This is a genomic window from Bdellovibrio sp. HCB290, assembly GCF_047305925.1.
Lineage (GTDB): Bacteria > Bdellovibrionota > Bdellovibrionia > Bdellovibrionales > Bdellovibrionaceae > Bdellovibrio.
Map to the genome: position 1 here is coordinate 1,484,370 of NZ_CP178620.1, position 19,586 is coordinate 1,503,955.

The following is a 19,586-nucleotide window of genomic DNA, read 5'->3' on the forward strand; positions in this document are numbered from 1 at the left end:
CTAGAATATGGCGGAACCCCAAAAAGAGACCGGCCTCTCTCATAAGCCGGTCAAAACAGTTGATGATCTTCTAAACCGCATTCGCAGTTACTGGCCGAATGCGGATCTTAAATTCATTGAAAAAGCATATTATTTTTCAGAGAAACATCACGAGGGGCAAATCCGTCGCAGTGGTGAGCCGTATATTTCTCATCCACTGTCAGTCGCCGCAATTCTTGCGGATCTGCATCTGGATTTAGATACGATTGCGACCGGTCTCCTGCACGACACGGTTGAAGACACTGACGCCACACTGGAAGATATCCGTCGCGAGTTCGGTGAGGCTGTGGCGCATCTTGTAGATGGCGTTACTAAAATCGGTCAGATGAAATTCAAGAACAGTCATGAAAAACAGGGCGAAAACATTCGCAAGATGATCGTGGCGATGGGTAAAGACGTGCGCGTGGTTTTGGTGAAGCTTGCCGATCGCTTGCACAATATGCGCACCTTGAATTTCATGCCGTTCGATAAGCAAGAAAGAATCGCTCTAGAAACTTTGGAAATTTATTGCCCGCTTGCGGGCCGCATGGGTATCAGCTCATTGAAAATTGAGCTTGAGGATCTGTGCTTCCGATACTATCGCCCGGACATGTACTACGAACTTGTCCAGCAGATCAAAAAGACTGAGGCGGAGCAGAATCGCTACATCGATGATGTAAAGTCTTTGATCGGTAAAGAACTTAGCAAAGTCGGTTTCAAATACGAAGTCTATGGCCGCTCCAAGCATTTATGGTCGGTGTATAGAAAAATGCAAAGTCGTAGTCTTGATTACGATCAGGTTTATGACGTCCTTGCCTTCCGTGTGATCGTCGAAAGCGTGGCGGAATGTTATGCAGCCCTGGGGCTGGTGCATTCACTGTGGAAGCCGATTCCTGGTCGTTTCAAAGACTTCATCGCGATGCCGAAAGCCAATAACTATCAGTCTCTGCATACCACGGTGATCGGGCCGGGTGGGGAGCGTATTGAAATTCAAATCCGCACCAGTGACATGCACTTGGTTGCCGAAATGGGTATCGCTGCTCACTGGAAGTACAAAGAGCGCGGCAAAATGGAATCCGATGATTTGCAGCAAGCCAACTGGTTGCGCGATCTGGTTTCCTGGCATCAACAGGTGCGCAGTCCTGATGAATTCCTGGATACTGTAAAAACAGATTTATTTGAAACTGAAATTTACGTCTTCACTCCGACTGGAGAAGTGCGTGAGTTCCCGGAAGGATCCACTCCGGTGGATTTCGCTTATGCTGTTCATACAGAGCTTGGTAACAAGTGTGTGGGCGCAAGGGTGAATGGCAAGATGGTGCCTTTGAAGCATCAGTTGTCCAACGGTGACACGGTTGAGATTATCACAGGCAAAGGCCAAGAGCCTTCCAAGGACTGGTTGAAATTCGTTGTGACGAACAAAGCGAAATCCAAAATTCGCGCCTTCGTCAAAGAAGAGCAACGTCGTCGTTCCATTATTTTGGGCAAAGAGCTTGTCGAAAAAGAATTCCGCAAATTCGGAATGGCCGCGGCAAAGTACCTGAAGGGCCCGGCATTTGAAGAGTATTTAAAAGATAACGGTCTTAAAGACCTGGATGAACTTTACGTAACTGTGGGTTACGGAAAATTGGAAACCCGTCACCTGGTGGAGAAATTTTCTCCAGAAGGCATGGCGAAAGAAGCTGCCAAAACCGAAGACTCCACCTTCATGGAAAGAGTCATGCGGGCAGCGACTCACAAAACCCGTAAAACCAATTCCTTGGTTTCTGTGGATGGTATGGATGACATGTTGGTGCACTATGCGAAGTGCTGCCATCCGATTCCAGGGGACCCGATTGTGGGCTTTATCAGTCGTGGGCGTGGGATCACCATTCATCGCAGCGACTGCAGCAAGGCTTTCGAGTTCGATCAGCTTCGTAAAGTCGATGTGACGTGGAATGTGAAAGCGGCGGGCGATGGTCAGGAACGCATTGTGCGTTTAAAAATCATTTCTCAGGATAATCCAGGGTTGCTAAAATCCATGTCTGAGGCTTTTGCGCAGCAGGGGATTAATATTCAATCCGCGCAAATTCGCACAACTAAAGATAAAAAAGCAGTATGTAATTTTGAAGTGTCAGTGAAGGATGCCGTTCAGTTGAATCAAGCTATATACGAGATTCAAAAAATTAAAGGCATCATCGGTGTCACGCGTGTCATTCAGTAAATACCTGCCAAAGTTTCATAACTTCCTTAGCCTGATAGTGCTGATCGTGGCTGTTGTTGTGATGGTGGGGTGGATCCTAAAAATTCCCATTGCATTTCGGTTTTTTCCGAATTCCAGTGCCATGGTATTCAACACAGCATTTTTATTTGCATTTATCTCGTTGGGAGTCCTGTTTTCAGATCGCGATCATTTTAAGGTGGGGCGTGCCTGTGCCATTGTCGTGATGCTGATGTCGGCAGCGATGTTTATTCAGTATCCCTTGAATCTGAATTTTGGGATTGATGAATTTTTCGTCAAATACTTTGAGCCTTCTAAAAACACCTTTCCAGGAAGATCGGCGGCCAGCACTTGCCTTGCGGCTTTTCTTTTGGGTTTGGGAGTTTTCTTTAATAAAACTACTTTGCTTTGTCGCTTTGTCAGATTGACTGTTTCCGCTACGGTCTGCGGAATAGGTTTTATTGGAATTGTTGGGAATGCCTTTACTATCAATTCCCAGTTTGGGTGGGGTAGTTTTGCAAAGATGGCACCGCATACTGCGGCATGTTTTATCATTTTGTCTGTGGCACTGGTGCTGCAGCTGCGTGGCCGCCTGATTCGCATTGGTCTGGGCCGAAGACATTTCCGTCCGTACTATGTTTTGATTACTGGTGTTTTTTTAACAATAGGATTTCAGCAACTTCTGGTTATTAAAGACTATCAAAAAAATCGCAGTATTACTGAAATTCGACTGAATGCTATGTTGGAAAACTTTGATTCTACCTTTCGCTCTTTGAGTCAGTCTTTGGGGCGCATGGCCGAGCACTTTGTAGCCCAGGACTATCGGAATTCCGAAGCTTGGCAGTTGGATGCCAAACTTTATACACAGGAGATAAAAGGCATTCGTCGGGTGCTGTGGTCTGAAGCGGATATGAAAGTGAAATGGTATTATCCGATGACGGGTGAGATTGAAAGGCTCCGGGGAATGAAAATTTCCCAACAGCGCGGAACCATGGGGATTTTGGATTCGGCCATTCAAAGCCGCAAGCCAGTGGTCTCCGATGCGGTTCAGTTGTTAACGGGCGGCGAGGGACTTTTGTTGTATTACCCGGTTTTCAAGGGCGATAAGCTGATCGGCGTCCTTAGTGTAGCGCTGGAAGTGGATACGTTCTTTCAGAATGCAGCAAAAGCACCGGAATATTTTGTACAAATCACAGATGACGATGGTCATGAGTTTTTAAATACTGGCGGGGCTGGGCAATTCTATATGCAGGATTGGTCAGAAACTGCCAAATATAAAGCTCTGAATACAAACTGGACATTTCGTCTGACGCCAATGCCAGCACTGGTTCGCGAGAACTCGTCCAGCTTGCCAGCATTGTTGATGTTTTTTGGTCTGAGTGTTTCGATCCTTTTATCGGTCAATTTGGTATTTTATGCCCGTTCACGGGATTCAGAACGCAAAATGCGCGAGCTGAACGATTGGCACAAAGCCGGACGTGACAGTATTTCCTTACTGCTTTTGCAGCTAGATCAATTTGGTAACATTTCAAACATCAACAAGGCCGCCGTAGATTTGCTGGGTTATACAGAGGAAGAGCTACTGGGTAAGAAAGTATTTGTTCTGGCTGACCATCACGACACGATGATGTATCGCGGTCGCATGGAAGAGTTGGTGCAGCGCCGCCTGGTGATGGGCGCCGACTATCTTGAAGCCATCTTTGAATCTGGTGAAGCCAAAGGCTACGAGCGGGTTTTTGTAACGAAGGATGGCAAGCGTCTGAACATGGCCTTATCCCTGCATCGTGTGAACGGTGAGCAGAATGAGATCAGTGGTTATCTTGTGGTCGGTGAGGATGTCACTCAGAAGAAGGAACGTGAACGCCTTTTAAAGGAGCGCGAGGAAAAGGTCATTGTCTCTTCCCGACTGGCCTCCCTTGGTGAAATGGCGGCAGGCATCGCCCATGAAATCAATAATCCACTGGCTGTCATGGGTGGCTATATAAGTGTGATCAGAAAGTCATTATCCAACAAAGGCCTGGGCGAAGACATTGAATTAAATCGCCGCATGGATTCCGTAGAGTCCATGGTCGGGCGTATCGCGAAGATTGTAAAAGGTCTGCGCAGCTACGCCCATGAATCAGCCCTGGATGAATTGCAGTCTGTGGAAGTTGCGGAAATCATCGACGACACACTGGCGTTTTGTCATGAAAAATTTAAAGTGGCCGGGATTCAGCTGTCAGCATCGGTGGAGCCAGGTTTGATTGTGCATTGTCGCCCGTATCAGATTTCTCAAGTGCTTTTGAATATGCTGAACAATGCCTTTGACGCTGTTGAGCATGCAGCTCTTAGGAAGGTAAGAATTACGGCGAACTACAGAGACAACGGTGTCGACATCAGTGTCACGGATTCGGGTCCCGGTGTTCCTTTGGAAGTGCGTGATCGCATTATGCAGCCTTTTTTTACGACGAAGGAAGTCGGGAAGGGTGTGGGCCTGGGATTAAGTATTAGTGCCGGTATTATTGAAGCTCATAATGGGAAATTTTATCTCGATGCGGACTCGAAAGAGACGAAGTTTACGATCTGGCTACCGAACTAGTTACTGCCAGGCATATCCCACTTTGAAAAGAATAGAACTTGCAGTGACGGTATCTGAAGGCGGGAAGTAGATGTACTCGACGCTGAACGGGACATAGTTTTTGCGATTCAATTGATAGTCGCCGCCGATTGCTAAATTCAAAACTTGATTGGTAGCGATTTGATTCTCATCAAGGGCAGTTGCTGATTTGGACATTGCGATCAAGAAGCCACCGCCCACGCCAGCCCAGGTGCGAATCTGATTTGTAGTGATGTAGTACTTGGCCAATGCGTAGCCAGATAAATATGTGATATTTGCAGAACAATTGGTCGTCGAATTACATCCCACGTTTCGCTCTGTTTTTCCAGAGACATTGAATTGCTCAAGCATTCCAGAGGTGCGAACTGTGATGTTGCGAGTGAGAACCCATTCATAAAATCCGCCGGCGCCCAGGCCGGAACCTTTTAGAGCGGGTTTTTCTGTCGGATTGATAGGATCTGTAATCGTGGGAGTCATGGAATTCATGGCATATTGACCAAGTAGACCATAAGAATTTCTAAGCGTGCGCAAAAAGCTCATATCGCGGGCTCTATCAAAAGCTGCAGCCTCTTCATCAGGGGAAGAAGCCTTTGCTAATGCTTCCTCATGGGCTGCAGTTGGGGAAGCCGTCTTCGCTGCCTTTGCTGATTTGGCGCTGGAAGCTTTGGCTTGCAGGCCGGCACCGACACTACCACGTCCTTGAACGACATCGGCCACGGCACGGCCATTTTTGACTTGTTTCACGCGAACGATCGCTGATTTTTTTCCAGTGGCAGGATTGATCAAAAAGAATTCATCGCCGGGCTGAACTTCAGCGCCTTGCAGATCAACCATGACCTTGCTGCCTTTAACAGCCGTTACATTCGCAGCCATTGCGGGGAGTGCAAACAAAAGACTGATAAAGAAGGCAAGGAGTGTATTCTTCATTCGCTGATCATCAGGTTGTTATTAAGTTCACGGATAAACTGATCTTTATAAAGGTCCCAGACCGCGGCACTGGCAAACTCATAGGAGCAGGATTGCACAGTCTTTTCATCGCGCTGGAAAGCCTTCACTTGCACAACACCGGCATGAGTGGTGCGCCAGATTTCCAGGTCATTTTCCATCAATACTAATTCATAGTTGGTGCGTGGAAACTCATCATTAAACCACGTTTCGAGGAAGCTCTGATTACGACAGCCAGTAAGTTTGTAAACGGGTGACGTGTCCAAAGCAGAAGTGGAAATTTTAGCCGGAGCTGCCGCTTCAAATTGATTACGCCCATCCGATTTATAAACCGAACAACCCGCTAAAAACACAATGGAAATCAATGTTGATGCAATCGTCTTCATACGTCTTTCAGTATAAAGACCTCACCCTATAAAAACAAAACCCCAATCTCATTCAGGGCCTTCGTCCAACAAAATACATCAAGCAAAAGTAAGCCAAACAAACCATCTATTTAAGAACAACCCACGCAAAAGCACAGCATCTCCCGAGCAAGGCTCAAAAGCGAAATTCCAATTTAAAGATTTATGCAAGAAAGAGAGCCGTATCGGGATTTTCCCTTAGGCGGGTAAGCTCCGTGGAGCGAACCTCCGGGCCCGCAGGATGCGGTACCCAAGCCCGGCAAGGCCAGGATGGCCGGGTGAGCGGAAAGGGGCTTAACCGACTAAGGGAAAAGCCCGTTCCGTAAAACTCATTTAAAACAAAATCCTAGAAAGGAATTTCGTCGTTAGAGTTGAAGCTAGGTTCTGGACCGAAATCATTGAAATTGAAATCGTCGCCGCCACCTGAATTGTTGTTTGAACGTGAACCAGCATCTGCACCAGCAGCGCCAAGGAATTGAACAGTGTTCGCCACGATCTCTGTAGCGTAACGTTTTTGACCTTGTTGGTCTTCCCATGAGCGAGTTTGAAGTTTACCTTCAACATAAACTTGGCGACCTTTAGCAAGATGTTTGCCGCAGATTTCAGCCAATTTGCCCCATACAGTTACACGGTGCCACTCAGTTTTTTCCTGACGTTGACCGTCTTTAACCCATGATTCGCTAGTTGCGATGTTAAGGCGAGCTACAGTGCTCCCACTTCCGATTGCTTTCACTTCTGGATCAGCACCAAGACGACCTACGATAATAACTTTATTTACTCCAGACATTATACCCTCCAATGAATGACCCTATGGTTTTTTGCCAGATTGCGAGCTATGTCAACAATCGACAGGTTTCTCAAATTATTTGGATTTGGGGCTGAGCAACATTTAAGCACAGCCCTGTGTCAGGTTAATTCAAATTGAGATGGGGAGTAGACTGGGGAACGGACTAGCGCACGGCGCCAAAGCTTGGCGGCATCATTGGATTTGTGGCCGTAAGCTTGAATTTGTATTGGGCCCCATCAGCGGTTGGCGTTTTATAGCCATCGATGAAGGTCAGGAACAAAGTCGCCTTGTCCTGGAAGCTTTTTTTAGCGCGCAAATCGATCTCGAAATTGTAAGCACCGATTTGCTGACCAAAGCGTCCGCCACGGTTCACGATCATGATGCCGATATCGCCTTTAACAGTGCCTTGAAGCTCGTCTCCGGGTTTACCAATGGTTCCACTCTCGATCACGAAGCGACCCGCAGCCAGGCGGCCTTTAAGCTCTACAGAGCTCAATTTTAACTCTGGCAAAGTCAAAGGACCCATCGGTGTGTTCACGTTCGACGGGGGAAGCTCAAACTGATTGATCGTCAAATTCACTTCAACGTCGGGTTGCTCCTGGAAAGTCAAATCTGCCAACGCTGTGGTTTCCAGATTCAACTGACCTTTTAGCAAAATTGGGAGATTCGCAAGTTCGCGCACATCGTTCAACGCCACTTTTTTAGCGCTGACTTCGATACGTTGTCTTTCAACGCCGTTGTCGCTGCGAGTGCCTTTACCCATGGAAACATCGACATCACCTTTTAGTAAGCCTTTAGCAGAAACAGAGCCGTAAGGCTTTTGCTGAATAAGACCTGGGATGCTCGGAGTGATCGTTAGTTCTTTTGCTGTCAAAGCGGGAGTGCTGATGGACTCAATATAAACCTGCTCCATTTCAACACCGGGTTGCGGAATCAGACTCATTTTCAAGCGATCAAAGGTGACGTACACAGAGTTGTTAGTCATCTTTGCGACCTGGGAGGAAATCAAATCACTAAGGTCATCAAAAGGAAACAGCACAAACAAAAATACGATAGCTGAAAGAACCATGACGAAAAGTCGTCCTTTGTTTTCTTTCAGCGCTTTGAAGAACTTAATGATGTGTTCCATTATTCATCCGCTCCAGAGTTGCGGGCTCTGCCGCGGTTGAAGCCTTTTTTCGCCGGAGCTTCCGGTTCTGCTGCAATCACCGGTGGGGCAGGGACGGCCAATGCCACCAATTTGTAAACCACATCAAAATAACGGTTGTCATCGCGATTTGCCGTCATTGTCATGTCGGCCATTTTCACACTTGGGGAAATGTTACTGAATTTATAACCCAGATCCACGATCTGACGCAGGTTCAGCTTGGCCAAAGTGATTTGCAGGCCACCTTCGCTTAAATTTGTAGGAATCAAACCCGATCCACCCGTGGACTGAGTGCCTTTGATTTGTTCAGGCAAAAGATGTGCGGCTTGAATCATGCTGTCCACAGTTCCGCGAATCGCATCCATCGGGGGAGCCTGGGGAATCGCGGGAACTTCAGAAGCCTCGCGCGATACTTTCAAAAGTTCGCGAATGGTCATGCGTTTACCTTCGAATTCACCGACAGCATCGCTGGAGCCGCTAAAGTATCCGTAAGGAATGGAAAGGACCATCAATGTCGCCAGTGCAATGCCACCATAGATGGTGAGCTTTTGCATTCCTGGTGTCATGTTTTCGTAGCGGTCGCGCATTTGGTTAAATGCACCACTTTCCTGGATGCGATCCCAGGTTGCACGGGCTTCAGAGGAAATTCTGTCTTTCAAATCATCTAAATTCATCGAGTCACCTTCTGAATACCGCGGTCCACGTTAAAGCTGAATGAGAATGCCTGGCGTCCTGGTAAAGCTCCCAAGCCCGGAGTTTGGTTTTTAATCTGACCATCCACCGTAATATTGGAAAGGGATTTTTGCAGCAGATTCATTTCGGCCGGGGAGCTGACGTAACCTTCAAGGACTACGTGAGTGTCACGAATATTGAAAGTGCGCACATCCAAGGTCACCGCATTTTTAGCCGGTGTCGCATCTGTCACTTTCTTCATGATATCCAGGGCGGAGTTCATGTTGGCGACACTTGCCAAAGTTTTCAAATCAGTCGCGCGTTTTTTATTCTCCAGAATGTATTTTTTAATTCCGGCTTCAGTGGCATTACGGCCCTTTAGGTTCGCGACACTCTTAGCCTGAGTTTTCAGAACTTCCTGCGAGCGATCCGCGAGGCTCAGTGCAAAGTCTTCGCGTAAGTATGAATAAACAAACAATACAACAAGTGCTGCTGTCGCGATCTTTGCAGTGTGGCCCCATTTTTCCCAAAGGGCTTTGAAGTGATGATTTTGACGGGCAAATTCACCACGCAGGAAATTGATCGGGGGATTGCGGGGCTTTTTGAAACCTTCAATCGCAAGACCAATTGCCACGCCCAATTTTGCAGAGTTCGCTTGAGAGCGTTCAAAGGAAACATTCGGAATCGTATCCAGTACGGAAAGACGATTTGCCGGAATTTCCAAAGCTTGAGTCAGGAAAGGACCCAGGTTTTGAATTTGGGAAGTTCCGCCGGTCAGACCGATATTCAGAATTTCGGCATTGAATTCACTTTTGAATTCCAGAATGGAAAGCTGCAGGTCGCGGGTCATTTCGCGAACACATTTTGCAATCGTTTCTGAAAACGTGACTTGGTCAAAAGTGGCGCCTTGTTTATTAGTCAGGATGAATGCTTTGGTTTGCAATTCGCGCAAAGCTTCCTGGTAAGGGATTTCATACTTTTTCGCGATGGCTTCAGCGATATTCTTTCCGCCCCAAAGAAGAGAGCGAACACCAGTCAGGGAGTTGCCTTCAATAGCGCAAACAATCGTTCGCGTGTGGCCGATATTCAAGACCAGGCGCACATGACGAAGAGGTTTGTATTCGCCAATATCATAGTTTTGCGGATTGCTGATAGTTGCCGGAGGAGCTTCGTTCCACCGCTCAAAGATATTCCCGAAAGCCGTGCCCTCTGCAGAAATCAAAAACGGTTCAACACCAATGTCTTTGGCTCGGTCGATCAGATTTTGAACGTGAACTTTCGGGGCGGCACAAGCCAGGACCTCGGCACCACCACCGACAGTGCGGATGACTTTTGCATCGAAGACGGCGTTGTCACTGGAGAAAGGAAGATCTTCTTCCAGTTCAAATGCCAAACTTTTAAAAATTTTAATACGGTCGGAGAAGGGGAAAAACTTATTGCGAATCGCCACGCGATCCTGACGAAGCCCCATGATGAAGCGGGTTTGTGAGTGATCATACTTCCCCAGTAAATCACGAAGGTATTCAATGATCTCCAGTTCCGCATCACTCTGAGGATTAGTGCTAAGAACATGCTCGAAGAACTGAACGACTTGAAAGCCCTTCGTCGTCGATTGCATTTCAACAACTTTAATGCTGCTTGACCCGATGTCGATTCCAAGTGATTTCAAAGACCGTTCCTCCATGAACGAGATATTGGTCTAAGTATATGTTGCCTTTGGTCTTAAGTAAAATCTTTCCTCGAATAGAGGACTCGACCTAAGACTATCTTTCGCCCCAGAATACTATTCTTGGCGGGCCTTTAGGAATGGGATCGGATTTGCCTTGTGTATTGCCAGAGCCGCCGGGATTGCCAGGGTTTCCAGGTCCGCTTGGCCCCCCTGGAGCGCCAGGATCAGTGCCACCTGGATTCGCGGCTTTCTTGTCTTTGTCGACGTAATCTTTGATTTTTGCGACGGTTTTGTTCAAATCCATGGTGATCACTGTGATCTCGCTGGTTGAACGGGCGAACTCGCCTGTACTGCGGATGCGGAAGTTGAATACAGATTCAAACACCAGCGGGATTTCGTCGGTTTTGCCTTCAAGCCGTGCATTTTTGCTGGTCACAAAGTTCCAGAAATCAGCGGCATCCTTAAACGGACCACCCAGGTTCTTGTCATCGCGGCGTTTGATGATTTCGGAAACGACTTCTTCGGTCATGCCTGGATCCAGGGATTTTAAAACCTCTTTCGTGGCGATATTGGGGTTGATGCCCTTCATGCCGTAGATAGTGATTTTCGGCTCCAGGATTTCAAAAAGCTCGTCAGTCATCTCGGGGACGAAGTGCAGTTCTGAAATCGTACGGAAGCTGCGATTTGGCGGGAAGTAATCAGATTGGGCTTCAGAATTTAAAGCTGAATATGCTGCGCGCTTGTCGCCGCCGTTTTGTGACTGCGATTTGTCGCTCATGAAGTCTGCGATATTGTTGATGACCCGTTCAAAGTTGGTGTTGGAGTTTTCGCGGGCCCACTTTTCATCTTCCTTCATTTTTTGCAGGAAGATATTCATCAATTGTTGCTTGGTGATTTTGCGCAATGACTCGGACGGGGATATCAGGTCATTGATATCGATCTTCGAGCCCTCGTCTTCGATGGTGGTGATGTAACTCGCATCCATCGCTGAATCTTTAACTAATTTTTTGAAGTTATCTTTGTCGATGGCAGTAAGTTCATCAGGGATCGGCAAAGGCCACGCAAACGGGAACTGCCAGATCATATTCAGCAGGGGATTATTAGGACCCAGCTGTTGTCCAAACTTACTTTGCGCTGTTTGATAGATTTTCACTCGAAGCAACGAAAGCTGCATGCCGGATTTGGCGGCATAGTAAGCCTTAATGCGATTCATGCCTGACGAGTTGATTTCGTACTCAATGCGGGTGTCCGCAATCAGTTCCACTGCGAAATACATGATGAACATCAAACAGGCCGTCACGATCATCAATGCCATACCGCGATTATTGCGAAGGGGTTTAAATATGTTCATTAGTTAAACCCCTGTCCCTGAGGGTTTTGCGCGCCACCTTGTGTGGCTTGTCCCGTGCTGGTGTCGTCAGGATTATTGGTGAAATGAATCGGAATGATCACTTGCATGGAGTACTTGCGATCCTTGCCGGCTTCTTTTTTTTGCATGGTGATGGAAAGCTCCACAGCCTGCGGAAATTTTCCTTTAGTGGCTCCATCGCCGCCCTGATCAGTGCGCCAAGCGGAAACCCAGTCCTGCTTGCCTTTACCCATGTAGCGGAATTTGAATTCACTGACGTTTTCCAAAAGAACAGTTTCGTTGCCACCTTTGGTGACATCCAGGTCAGCGACCGGAGCGGATCTGCGCCAGATGCATTTTGAAGAGCCACCGCCCTCGCTCAGGCTTTTACATTCTTTCAGTTCATAACCAACTTCAATGAAATCTGCCTGTGGGGAGTTGCGAACGGTGCGGGCGTTGTTCATGGTGACGAAGTTCAGACTTTCTTCGTTGCCCACGAAATGAGTTTCGGGATTTTTGCGTGGGACTTCGCGGTTTTGTTGCTGCTGTTCAAAGGCAGACGGTTGGCCCCCCACTCCTGGAGGTCCAAAGCCGCCTGGGTTTACGGGATTTACAAATCCTGGTTGGCCACCTTGATTTTTCTTTGCTAAAAGGTCCGTCAGTTCTTTTTCAACGTCACGATAGTGATAGGCCAGGTTGATATCTTTTTGAATCAGGCGAACCGCATCGCGCAGATGGGAAACGTCATCTACCTGCGTGGTGACTTTATTCTTCATCTTCACACTTTGCTGAATGGACTGTGCAACCAAAACAGTCATGGTGCCCAGGATCGCAATGGTGATCAGAACTTCAATCAAGGTAAAACCGCGACGCGAGTTTGGCATTACATGCCTCCTGGCATCGGGATTTCGCGGTCGTAATCGACGAAGTACTGAGTGGCAGAAAAGCTCATGGGCTTTTTGCTGCCTTTGAAGATAACAGTGACTTTAACTTCTTTGATGGATTTGGAAAGATGCTGAGTCAGCGTCTTCATCATGGTCAGGGACATTTCATCAGCACCACCATCACGAGCGGTCAGGGTGGCAGAGATATCCGGAACTTCAAATTCCTTGGATTCCATTTTCCACGAATACTGTGGAAACTCGGAACCAAAATCATCTTCTTTTTCTTCAGGAATGGAATCCAGGGATTTGCCGGAATATTCAATTTCGATCTCGGCCATTTTACGTTCAAGCAGTGCGGTGACTTCGGTTGCGAATTGAGCCTTGCGGACATAGGCAAAGCTTCCGCCCCAAGAATTTGCCAATAACAGCAACCCGGAGGAGAGGATGACCAGTGCAAGCACGGTCTCGATCAATGTGAAGCCTTTATTTCTCACCGCTGAATTCCCTTTAACGATTGAGCTTTCTCTATGATATCAGCTTGACCCGTTAAAGGATTAAAAACAAGAGTCCAAACCAAATTATTTCCCCCGGAAATTTGGATTGCAGAAGCTTCTACGAAGCCCTCGGGGAAGAAGTGAATATAAGCAGTGCCAGATGTGATTGGATCCTTGCTGGAGACTGTTTCCACCTGTAAAAATTTGAAAGCTCCAGGAAGCTCAGCTTCTTTCTTCAGAACGGTAGTATCCATCGCATACTTCGGAGGTGGAGCATCTTCATCTTTGAAGCTGCTGCCTTGTCTTTCGCGTTCTTTTTCGGCTGCCTCAGGATCAATAGGCATCGGGCCATTGGCTCTTTCGACCCAATATTGTCCCGCTTTTTTGCCATCGATGTTGATGACCAGGCGATAAGTGGAATTGTAAATGCGTGCTTTGTTGCGAATATCTTTGGTCAGAGCCATGAATTGACGGGTGGTGGCTCGGATATTCGATTGAGTTTTGAAAAGTCGTGGGGCCCCAATGACAACCAAACCGCCAATGATGGCAAGTACAATCATCACCTCAATGAGGGTGAAGCCCCGACGATTCATCAAGAATTAAAGATCATCCAAGGAGATGTCAGCGTCGTAGCCTGAACCGCCTTCGCGACCATCTTTACCGAAAGATTTCAAATGAATTTCGCTGCCGTTAAGTTCGTAAACATAGTCATGTTCCCAACGGTCTTTGATGTTTTTGATATAAGGCTCTGGACCCCAGTTGCTGCAGTTCGCATCTTGAGTCGTAAGACCTTCAAGTGTTTGCGGGTACTTGTTGCAATCTGTGTAGTACATTTGCAAAGCGTTTGAAATCTGACCCATGTGGATTTTGGTTTCTTTAACTTTAGCTTTGTCCATGGAACCAGTTAGACGTGGAAGCAAAAGTGCAGAGATACCGCCGATGATTGCAAGGACGATCATGATCTCGATCAAAGTCATACCCTTGCGATTATTGATAGCTAACATTTAAAACTCCTTGTTGCCGAATGAAATACTAACAGATGCCTTTTCTTTGGTAAAGGGATGCTTCTGACTTGATACATTCTTTTGTCTTGTTAAATCTCAGAATTCTTACTTGAAAACGGAGTTTTGATCAGGAAGTTAAAGTAAAAAATTAACTTCCTGTATGTGTCTTGATTTAAACTTACAGGGGCTAGGTTAGCCGGCGATATTGGTCATTTCAAACATTGGAACCATGACCGCAAATACGATCATCGCAATGGCGAAACCCATCAGGACGGTAACGACTGGTGTCATCAAAGACGTCAAAGATTCCAGTTTGTTTTTAACCTGGAAGTCAAAGGCATCAGAAACCTGAGACAGCATGTTTTCCAGATCCCCGGTCTTTTCACCAATGTTAACCATGTGGATCACGATCGGTGGGAACTGGTTGGACTTTTTCAAAGGACCTGCAATGGATTCACCTTCGGCGATGTTGTTGCGGGCCTCTTCGATAGCAATCGCAAGAACGTTGTTGTCGACGACATTTTTAACGATATCCAGGGCCGTTAGCATCGGAACGCCACCGGTTAACAGTGTCGCCAAAGTTCTAGTGAAGCGGGATACAGCAACCATGCGCACAGCTGGACCTGCAATTGGAAGTTTCAAAGAGATCGCATCCCATTGATTGCGGCCGGTGGGGCTGTTTTTCCAGTTTCTAAACATCACAATCGCCACAAAGATAATACCGAAGATGATGTACCAATAGTTCACCATGAACTGGGAGGCATTAATCAAGGCCACCGTATACCAAGGTAAAACCAGGTTCGGAGCGGACTCAAACACTGTAACCATTTTTGGAATAAGAAAGATGAACAAGAAAGAAAGCAAACCCATCGTCACCACCAACATGATGATCGGGTAGGTCATGGCACTGGAAACTTTGGCGCGAAGATCGGCCTGAGCTTCCGTAAACTCGGCAAGACGCATCAGGATGACATCCAAGCTTCCTGACATTTCGCCGGCTTCCACCATTGAAATATAAATCTTGGTAAAGATATTTGGATACTTTTGCAGGGCCTTATGGAACGGAGAACCCTCGTTGACCATGTTTTTACAGTCAGCAATCGCCTCTGACAGAGTCGGATTTTCCACTTGCTCGGCGATGGCAGTCAGCGCATCTACCAAGGGGATATTGGCTTTAACCAATGTCGCCAGCTGACGGGTCATCAAGGACAAGTCTTTGACCTGAACTTGTTTAGTGGCGCGCGGGGTGCCCTTGGATTTTTTTGTATCTAATTTTTTCTTGTCACGAATATCTACAACGTAAACGCCATCTCTTTTGAGCTTAGTGCGGGCCGCACGCAGATTTTCTGCGTCTATTACACCTTTGGTGTTTCTTCCGTCACGGGTAAGGCCCTTGTACTCAAAAATTGGCATATTATAGATCCAGTTGCGTATTCGTAGTTAGCTGTTCAATTGTAGTCACACCTGCCAGTACTTTGGCAATACCATGGTCACGGAAAGTTTTCATCCCGTTGGCCAAAGCTTGTTTTTTCAAAGTGGCGCCGTCTTTACGCTGCATAATCAACGAGCGGATGTCATCGGTTACCACCATCAGTTCGCTGATCGTCGTTCGTCCCGAATAACCCTTTTGCCCGCATTCAGAGCAACCCATGGCTTTGCAGATGTGGCTCTTGTTTGCGACTTCGCGGGAAATTCCCAGCAAAGACAATTCAAAATCTGTCGGTTCGTGCGGAGCCTTACAGTGTGGGCAAAGAACACGCACCAGACGCTGGGCCACGACACCCATAACTGAAGTTGCGATCAAGAACGGCTCAACCCCGAAGTCAATCAAACGCGGGAAGGCACCGGCAGAGTCATTGGTATGCAGAGTGCTTAAAACCAAGTGACCCGTAAGGGAGGCTTGGATCGCAAGTTCGGCAGTTTCCAAGTCACGAATCTCACCGACCATGATGATGTCGGGGTCTTGACGAAGGAAAGATCTTAATCCCGCCGCGAACGTCAATCCGATTTTGGCATTGGTTTGCACCTGACCGATACCGTGGATACGTTGCTCCACCGGATCTTCCACTGTCAGGATGTTTACGTCAGGTTTGTTGAGCTTCATCAAGCTGCCATACAGAGTTGTGGATTTACCAGAACCCGTGGGGCCGGTTACCAGCAGGATGCCGTCATTCCGGGAGAGCAGATCATCCAGGCGATCCAAGTTCTCTCTTGAGAAGCCCAATTGCTCAAGTTCCAGGATAACTGTGGATCTATCTTGAATACGCATTACCAGGCGCTCGCCGTAAGCCGCGGGCACAGTGGAAAGACGAATATCGATGTCTTTACCGCCGACTTTCAAAGGGATTCGACCATCCTGAGGAAGACGTTTTTCTGCGATGTTCAAGTTCGCCATAACTTTGATACGGGATGTGATCGCGTTTTGAAGTTTTTTAGGTGGTTTAAAGACATCCATCAAAACACCGTCCGTACGGAAGCGCACGACCATGTCTTTTTCGTAGGGCTCAATATGGATATCTGACGCTTTTTCTTTCACCGCACGGAACAGAAGGCTGTTTACCATTTTGATGACCGGCGCATCGTCTTCGCCAGCCTCCAATAGATCCACGATAGGATCATCCAGGTCGTAGTCTTCTTCGTCGATTTCATCCAGGCCCGAAAGATTTGCTGTGGATTTTTCGTACACTTTATTGATCGCATCCTGAATGCGTATCGTTGTTGTGATCAGGGGGCGTACTTTTTTACCGAACAGTACTTTCAAATCATCCAAAGATTTCAAGTTCACCGGGTTGCTGCTTAAAGCAATCAGTTGATCCGGTTCGTCCTTGTAGGGGAGGACTTGATGTTGTTTGGCGTAGTTGATCGGGATTTCCCGGATCAAGTCGGCGTTGATGTCTGCAACCGGAATATCGCGGATAAAATCCAATCCCAATTCCTTGCACAGATCACTGACGACTTCATCCGCTGTGGAAAATTCTTTCTGATTTAAAGCTTCCCCGACGGTCACGGGTCTGACGACCGACGGGTTGGCAAGCACAGAGCGCACTTGGTCCTGTGTCATTGAGGTTGCTTTAGATAGAATTGTCAGAACATCCACAGTGGCCATTAAAATTCCTTATTAAAAATCTTACTCTACGTCTTCAGGGTCTGCTGGGGCAGCTTCTGCAGGAAGCTCGCCTTTTGCTTTTCTGTAGATAGGGTCTATCTTAGCACCATATGGGTCTTTTCCGCCCTGGCCTTTGATAAAGTCTATGCGCTCATCCAGACGCTTAGAAACAACCTGGCTCATATCATCTGAATTGCGAACGATTTTCGGAGTCAGGAAAGACACCATATTCGTTTTTGTTTTCTTAATGTCGCGGGATTTGAACAACCAACCCAAAATAGGGATGTCACCCAAAAGAGGCACTTTCACAACGGATTCGATGTCGTCTTCCTTGATCAAACCACCCAGAATTGCCGTGTCGCCGTTTTTTACGTTGATCATAGTGTTGATCGAGCGTTTTGCGAGTGGCTGAGTGTTATTCTGGAAATCTTTCGGAATCGCCGCTGATGAAAGCTGCGTGACCTGTTGTTTGATCTCCATGCGGATCGAGTTCGAAGACGGGCTGATGAATGGTTTGATATGAAGTTTGATAGTCGCATCTTCCATCGTTGGCGTCGTCGTGACAGTTCCGCTCGTACCAGATACGTTTTGCTGCATGCTGGTTACGACTTTATCACCCACTTCGATTTCCGCTTCGTTATTATCCAAGGCGATGATCGTCGGAGTGGAAAGGATGTTGGCTTTTTTGGTTTGTTTCAGGAAATTGATGAAACCCACCAAAGAAGGAATCTTGATTGGAGTGGATGTGCCAGGAGGAGTGACTTCGATCGTTTTTCCAGAGCCGAAGCCCAGGATCGCACCGGAACCACCCATTGGATTCAACATGTCCTGCAAGTTGATACCACCGTTGAAGCCCACTTTGCCGTAACCGTTATCGCCGTATTGATAGTAACCAATACCCCAAGTGTCGATGTCAGAAGCACTCATCTCCATGATGATGGCTTCGACGTAGACCTGATCGCGGGCGATGTCGATTTTATTCAATAAATTCAGGACCACTTCGTAGTCTTGTTTGCTGGCAGTGATAACCAAGCTGTTTGTCGCTTTGTCGGCAGTGATTTTAACATCGCCACCGAAAATTTCTTGCGGTGCCTGCATCTGACCGCCAATCGGTGACAGAAGGCTTGGGCCTGTGCTTGGTTTTGGAGTGGCCTCTTTAGTTACGCCAGAAAGGGTTTGCGCGATTTTTTCTGCGTCACCGTTCTTAACGTAATAAACGTAAACTCCGCCGGAGTCTTCAGCGCGGATTCTGAAATCCAACTGGCTGATTAGTTTTTTGATACGCACGATGCCGGATTTATTACCCACCACGATGATCGAGTTGGTTCTGTCATCGGGGATCGCCATAAAGAAGCTCGCACCTTGTTGTGCTGAAGTTCCACCTGATGAACGGGAGAAACGTGGCACGCCAGCCGTAAATGTACCTGGAGCAGAGCCCGAGCTTTTGCTGCCTTTATTTACGATTTTGTCTACCAGATCCGCAAGGTCTTTGGCTTTCGCGAACTTAATAGGGATAACTTCAAGTTGTTCTTCAAATCCTGGAACGTCCAACTGACTGATGATTCTCATAACACGGTCAATATTTGCACCGTAGTCAGAGATGATGATCGAGTTCGTTGGTTCGTAAATGTTCATTTCACCATCTTTGGATGGCAGGATACGCAGGTCGCGGTTCACTTGGGCAGCAGAGATGTGCTTCAAGTGGATGATTCTTGTGATCATTTGATCTGTGTTCGGGTAGTATGCACCAGAATACACGTCGATATTGTCACGTTGGGCATTTCTGGAGGATTTGATTTTCAGGAATCCACCGGAAGGTACAACTGTGAAGCTGTTGATCGCTAAAGCAGACAAGAAAGCGTTGTACGCCTCTGCCACTGTAATCTTGGATGGCGCGCTGATCGTGATCTTACCGCGCACACCTGGATCGATGATAAAGTTTTTGCCGGTCAATTCACCCATGGCTTTAACAAGCTCTGTGATTTCCACGTTAGGGTAATCAAAGGACTCGATCGTTTGGGAGAAATTCTTATTTGTGATGTCTTCAGTTGGTGCCTTGGCGAACTTTTCACGTTGCGCCTTGGTTAAAACCTGTCCTGATTCGTCGCCGCCGCTACGAGACGGGGAGCCACCATGCATAACTTCACCACCAGCTGGCTCTGGAGCAGCGAAGCCGCTGTTGTCCTGATTGCCAAAATCCGGCGGAGGTGGCGGTGGTGGAAATGACTCAAACTGCGCAAGTGCGGCAGGTGTGACTAGTTGTGCGGTCATCAATGACGCAATTCCTAGGCTGACGGGTTTTTTCATAGGCT

Annotated in this window: 16 protein-coding genes; 2 read left to right on the plus strand and 14 right to left on the minus strand. The window is 47.3% G+C overall.

Annotation, left to right across the window (positions count from 1 at the left end; genetic code table 11):
- The first annotated feature begins 7 nt into the window (after window positions 1-7).
- Window positions 8-2,221: a RelA/SpoT family protein gene (locus ACLVWU_RS07330; protein WP_413578336.1), complete on the plus strand. Its 2,214-nt coding sequence runs from the start codon at window positions 8-10 to the stop codon at window positions 2,219-2,221.
- Entirely contained in the window at window positions 2,208-4,796 is a 2,589-nt protein-coding gene (locus tag ACLVWU_RS07335) for a sensor histidine kinase (protein ID WP_413578337.1), read from the plus strand. Before ACLVWU_RS07330 ends, ACLVWU_RS07335 begins: the two co-directional genes overlap by 14 nt.
- On the opposite strand, the gene ACLVWU_RS07340 is transcribed toward ACLVWU_RS07335, so the two are convergent.
- The 14 genes from ACLVWU_RS07340 to gspD all read right to left on the minus strand — a co-directional run bounded on the left by ACLVWU_RS07340 (window position 4,797) and on the right by gspD (window position 19,581).
- A complete protein-coding gene (locus ACLVWU_RS07340; RefSeq protein WP_413578338.1) occupies window positions 4,797-5,741 on the minus strand; it encodes a hypothetical protein in 945 nt (314 codons plus the stop codon).
- A complete protein-coding gene (locus ACLVWU_RS07345) occupies window positions 5,738-6,145 on the minus strand; it encodes a hypothetical protein (RefSeq protein ID WP_413578339.1) in 408 nt (135 codons plus the stop codon). The genes ACLVWU_RS07340 and ACLVWU_RS07345 overlap by 4 nt, the downstream gene beginning before the upstream one ends.
- A gap of 364 nt (window positions 6,146-6,509) precedes the next feature.
- A complete protein-coding gene (locus tag ACLVWU_RS07350; protein ID WP_413578340.1) occupies window positions 6,510-6,950 on the minus strand; it encodes a single-stranded DNA-binding protein in 441 nt (146 codons plus the stop codon).
- Between the two features lie 163 nt (window positions 6,951-7,113).
- A complete protein-coding gene (gene gspN / locus ACLVWU_RS07355) occupies window positions 7,114-8,079 on the minus strand; it encodes a type II secretion system protein GspN (protein ID WP_413578341.1) in 966 nt (321 codons plus the stop codon).
- Entirely contained in the window at window positions 8,079-8,771 is a 693-nt protein-coding gene (locus ACLVWU_RS07360; RefSeq protein ID WP_413578342.1) for a hypothetical protein, read from the minus strand. Before ACLVWU_RS07360 ends, gspN begins: the two co-directional genes overlap by 1 nt.
- Complete coding sequence (gene pilM, locus ACLVWU_RS07365) at window positions 8,768-10,438, minus strand: pilus assembly protein PilM (protein ID WP_413578343.1); 1,671 nt, start codon at window positions 10,436-10,438, stop codon at window positions 8,768-8,770. The genes ACLVWU_RS07360 and pilM overlap by 4 nt, the downstream gene beginning before the upstream one ends.
- A 94-nt stretch (window positions 10,439-10,532) precedes the next feature.
- Window positions 10,533-11,789: a general secretion pathway protein GspK gene (locus ACLVWU_RS07370; protein WP_413578344.1), complete on the minus strand. Its 1,257-nt coding sequence runs from the start codon at window positions 11,787-11,789 to the stop codon at window positions 10,533-10,535.
- A complete protein-coding gene (locus ACLVWU_RS07375) occupies window positions 11,789-12,670 on the minus strand; it encodes a type II secretion system protein GspJ (RefSeq protein ID WP_413578345.1) in 882 nt (293 codons plus the stop codon). The genes ACLVWU_RS07370 and ACLVWU_RS07375 overlap by 1 nt, the downstream gene beginning before the upstream one ends.
- Window positions 12,670-13,164 carry a type IV pilus modification PilV family protein gene (locus ACLVWU_RS07380; RefSeq protein WP_413578346.1) on the minus strand — a complete coding sequence of 165 codons (495 nt, stop codon included), beginning with the start codon at window positions 13,162-13,164 and terminating at the stop codon, window positions 12,670-12,672. Before ACLVWU_RS07380 ends, ACLVWU_RS07375 begins: the two co-directional genes overlap by 1 nt.
- The gene (locus ACLVWU_RS07385; protein WP_413578347.1) at window positions 13,161-13,757 is read right to left on the minus strand and encodes a Tfp pilus assembly protein FimT/FimU; all 597 of its coding nucleotides are present in this window, start codon (window positions 13,755-13,757) and stop codon (window positions 13,161-13,163) included. Before ACLVWU_RS07385 ends, ACLVWU_RS07380 begins: the two co-directional genes overlap by 4 nt.
- A 6-nt stretch (window positions 13,758-13,763) precedes the next feature.
- A complete protein-coding gene (gspG, locus tag ACLVWU_RS07390) occupies window positions 13,764-14,168 on the minus strand; it encodes a type II secretion system major pseudopilin GspG (protein ID WP_413578348.1) in 405 nt (134 codons plus the stop codon).
- A gap of 192 nt (window positions 14,169-14,360) precedes the next feature.
- Window positions 14,361-15,581, minus strand: a complete 1,221-nt coding sequence (gene gspF, locus ACLVWU_RS07395; protein ID WP_413578349.1) for a type II secretion system inner membrane protein GspF — start codon at window positions 15,579-15,581, stop codon at window positions 14,361-14,363.
- Between the two features lies 1 nt (window position 15,582).
- Window positions 15,583-17,274, minus strand: coding sequence for a type II secretion system ATPase GspE (gene gspE, locus ACLVWU_RS07400; protein WP_413578350.1), 1,692 nt, complete (start codon window positions 17,272-17,274; stop codon window positions 15,583-15,585).
- A gap of 21 nt (window positions 17,275-17,295) precedes the next feature.
- Window positions 17,296-19,581, minus strand: coding sequence for a type II secretion system secretin GspD (gene gspD, locus ACLVWU_RS07405; protein WP_413578351.1), 2,286 nt, complete (start codon window positions 19,579-19,581; stop codon window positions 17,296-17,298).
- Between the last annotated feature and the right edge of the window lie 5 nt (window positions 19,582-19,586).